This window comes from Nocardiopsis halophila DSM 44494, assembly GCF_000341245.1.
Classification (GTDB): domain Bacteria; phylum Actinomycetota; class Actinomycetes; order Streptosporangiales; family Streptosporangiaceae; genus Nocardiopsis_A; species Nocardiopsis_A halophila.
This window is the reverse complement of sequence record NZ_ANAD01000125.1, coordinates 1-3752: the sequence shown is the minus strand read 5'-3', so window position 1 is coordinate 3752 and position 3752 is coordinate 1. Positions and strand designations below refer to the sequence as shown.

The window sequence follows — 3752 nt, the reverse complement described above, 5'->3', positions numbered from 1 at the left end:
CCCGCCGTCCCCGCCGGTGTCGTCGGTGCCGTCGGTGAAGAAGCCGGACCAGTCGATGCGGGCGCCGCGGGTGAAGGCCGCGGCGGCCGCGGCGAGCAGCCTGCCGCCCCCGGCGGCCCGGCGGGGATCGGCGGCGGCGCCGCCGACCAGCGCCTCGCCCACCGCCGCGGTGAAGCGGTCGCCGCCCCCCTCCCCCCTGCGCAGTGTGCCCACGGCGGCGCCCGGGAGGCCGGCGTCCTCCAAGGTCGCCCACACCGCGGGCGTCACCGCCGGGTGGGGGGCGACCTCGATGAACAGCCCGCGGCCGGACTCGGCCAGGGCGCGCACCACCGGGGCGAACCGGACCGTGCTGCGCAGGTTGNCCAGGGGGCGGCCCAGCAGGGTGGAGTGGAAGGGCACCTCGGGGGTACGCGGCGCGATCCGCGCCAGGGCCTCCTCGACCCGGGCGCGCACCGGTTCGACCAGCGGCGAGTGCGAGGCGTAGTCCACGTCGACCCGGCGCGCGTCCACCCCGGTCCGGTCGCACTCGGCCAGCAGGGCCTCCACGGCCTCCACCGTTCCGGACACGACGGTGGAGCCGGGGCCGTTGAGCGCGGCCACGTGCACGGGCGCGCCCAGCTCCCGCACCCGGCCCTCGGGCAGGGCGAGGGCCGCCATGGTGCCGGTGCCGGCCAGCTCCACCAGGGCGGCGCTGCGCAGCGCGGCCACGGCGGCGCCGTCCTCCAGGGACAGGGCCCCGGCGGCGCAGGCGGCCGCGATCTCGCCCTGGGAGTGGCCGACGACGGCCGAGGGGGCGATCCCGTCGGCGCGCCAGGCCTCGGCGAGGGCGACCATCACCGCCCACAGCGCGGGCTGGACGACGTCGACCCGGGAGAGCGGCGCCGCCCCGGGATCGCCGCGCAGGACGGCCATCGGGTCGAAGTCCACGTGCGGGCGCAGGGCCTCGGCGCAGTCGTGGGCGGCCCGGCGGAAGGCGGCCGAGTCGCGGAGCATGCCGGCGGCCATGCCCTCCCACTGGGTGCCCTGCCCGGGGAAGAGGAACACCGGCCCGTCGGGGTCGTGGCGCGACGGGCGGCCCCCGGCCCCGTGGCCGGAGGGCGAGACGGAACGCCTGGGCGGCCGCTCGGCACCGGTGTCCCCGGGGGCACCCCCGTCACCGCCGCCGGCACCGCCTGCACCGCCGACGCCCTCGGCGCCCCCGTCCACGGCGGCGCCCTCCAGCGGGTCCTCGCCCCGGGCCACCTTGGCGAGCCCGTCCAGGAGCCCGGCCCGGTCGTCGGCCAGGACCACGGCGCGCTCGGACAGCGCGGCACGGGTCGCGGCGAGGGAGTAGGCCACGTCCACCGGGCGCAGGCCCGCATCGCCGCGGACGTGGTCGGCGAGCCTCGACGCCTGCTCGCGCAGCGCCTGCCGGTCGGCCGCCGAGACCACGAACGGCCAGGTGCGCCGCTGCTCGGCAGGCGCGGTCGCGGTATCGGCGGGACCGGCCTCCCCGTCCCCCGCGTCCCGCTCCGTCTCCGGGGCCTGTTCGAGGAGCACGTGGGCGTTGGCCCCGCTCACCCCGAACGACGACACCCCCGCGCGCCTCGGGCGGCCCGTATCCGGCCACGGCACCGCCTCGGCGGCGGGCTCCAGCCCGCTCGCGGCCCAGTCGACGTGCGGCGTCGGCTCTCCCAGGTGCAGAGTCGCGGGGACCCGGCCGTTCCGCAGCGCGGACACGGTCTTGATCAGCCCGGCCAGACCCGCCGCCGCCTGGGTGTGCCCGATGTTGGACTTGACCGACCCCACGATCAGCGGCCGCTCGCGTCCACGGCCGTAGGCCGAGGCCAGGGCGCGCGCCTCGATCGGATCGCCCAACCGGGTCCCCGTCCCATGCGCCTCGACCACGTCCACGTCCTGCGGCGACAACCCCGCATCCGCCAACGCCGCCTCAATGACCCGCTGCTGAGCCGGACCGCTCGGCGCCGTCAACCCGTTCGACGCCCCATCGGAGTTCACCGCCGAACCGCGCACCACCGCCAACACCCGGCGCCCCCGCCGCACCGCATCCGACAACCGCTCCAGGACCACGATCCCGGCCCCCTCGGCCCACGCGGTTCCGTCCGCCCCGGCGGAGAACGGCTTGCACCGCCCGTCCGGGGACAGCCCGCCCTGCGCCGTGAACTCGGTGAACATCTCCGGGGTCGCCATCACGCACGCGCCCCCGGCCAGCGCCGTGTCGCACTCGCCGCCGCGCAGCGCCCGCACCGCCAGGTGCACCGCCACCAGCGACGACGAGCAGGCGGTGTCCACGGTGACCGGCGGCCCGGACAGCCCCAGCAGGTAGGCGATGCGCCCGGAGGCCACGCTCGGCGCCGACCCGGTCATCAGGTAGCCCTCGTGCCCCGTCCCGTCGCCCGCGGCGCCGTACCCCGAGGCCGTCAGCCCGGTGAACACCCCGGTCCGCGAACCGTGCAGCGACGTCGGGTCCACCCCGGCCCGCTCCACCGCCTCCCACGCCGTCTCCAGCAGCAGCCGCTGCTGCGGGTCCATGGCGTCGGCCTCCCTCGGGCTGATCCCGAAGAACCCCGCGTCGAACTCGGCCGCGCCGTACAGGAAGCCGCCCCGGTCGACGCCCCGGCCGTCGGCGAGCACCCCGCTCCCCCACCCGCGGTCCACGGGGAAGGCGCCGGTGGCGTCGCGCTCTTCGGCCAGCAGCTCCCAGAGCCGCTCCGGGGTGTCCGCGCCGCCGGGGAAGCGGCAGGCCATGGCGGTGATCGCGATCGGTTCGGAGGCGCCCGGCGCCCCGGGGCGGACCGGGGCCGCCGACGGTGCGGACGCACCGGCGTCCGCACGTCCCGTCTCCAGGAAGTGCGCCAGGCGCTCGGGGGTGGGGTGGTCGTAGACCAGCCCCGCGGGCAGGCGCCGCCCCAGCACCTGTTCGAGGGCGTGGCGCAGCTCGGTGCCCAGGGCCGAGTCGAGGCCCAGGTCGCGGAAGGTGCGCCCGGGGGCGACCGCGTCGGCGGTCGCGTGCCCGAGCACCCGGGCGGCGTGCTCGCGGACCAGCGCGAGCGCCGATCCCGGTGCGCGGCCTCCGCCTGCGGCGCCCTCCGCGGCCTCCGGTCCGCCCCCTCCGACGGACCGGCCGGCCTCCTCTTCGGCCTCACGGAACCAGTGGCGGCGGCGCTGGAAGGCGTAGGTCGGCAGGTCCACCATCCGGGCCCGCGGACCGAAGAGCTCCCGCCAGTCGACCCGGTCCTCCGCGCCCGCGCAGAAGAGCCCACCGGGGTCACAGGCCGCCGTGGCGGGCGCCCGGCCGGCGCTCCGCTCCCCCGGGTCGTGCCCCTGCTCGCCGCTCTCCCCGCGCACGCGGCCGGTCACCACGCCCTCGCACCGGCGCCCCTGCGCGACGGCCTCCAGCCCGCTCAGCAGCTCGGCGCGGTCGCTCCCGCGCACCGCCGCCCGGTGGGCGAGCGCCGTGCGGCCCCGGGCCAGCGTGAGCCCGATGTCGGCGTCGGTGGCGCCGCCCTGCTCCTGCCCGGCCACGTGCGCCCGCAGGCGCTCCGCCTGGGCCCGCAGCCCGTCCTCGGTGGCCCCGGACAGCACCCACCAGACCGTTCCTCCGGGCGCCCCGGCCCCCGGTCCGGCGGCACCGTCCGAGCGGGCGCGGACCCGCGCGCGGAACCCCGCCCGCCCCCGCGGCTCCGGGGCCCCGGCGAGCAGGACGTGGCAGTCGCTGCCGCCCATCCCGAACGATGACACCCCCGCCACCG

At 78.9% G+C, this 3752-nt stretch carries 1 protein-coding gene; it reads right to left on the bottom strand.

Going from position 1 to position 3752, the window contains the following annotated elements; translation table 11 throughout:
* Positions 1 to 3752: type I polyketide synthase (locus tag D450_RS0114775; protein WP_017539436.1), on the bottom strand; the 3752-nt coding region annotated here is incomplete at both ends.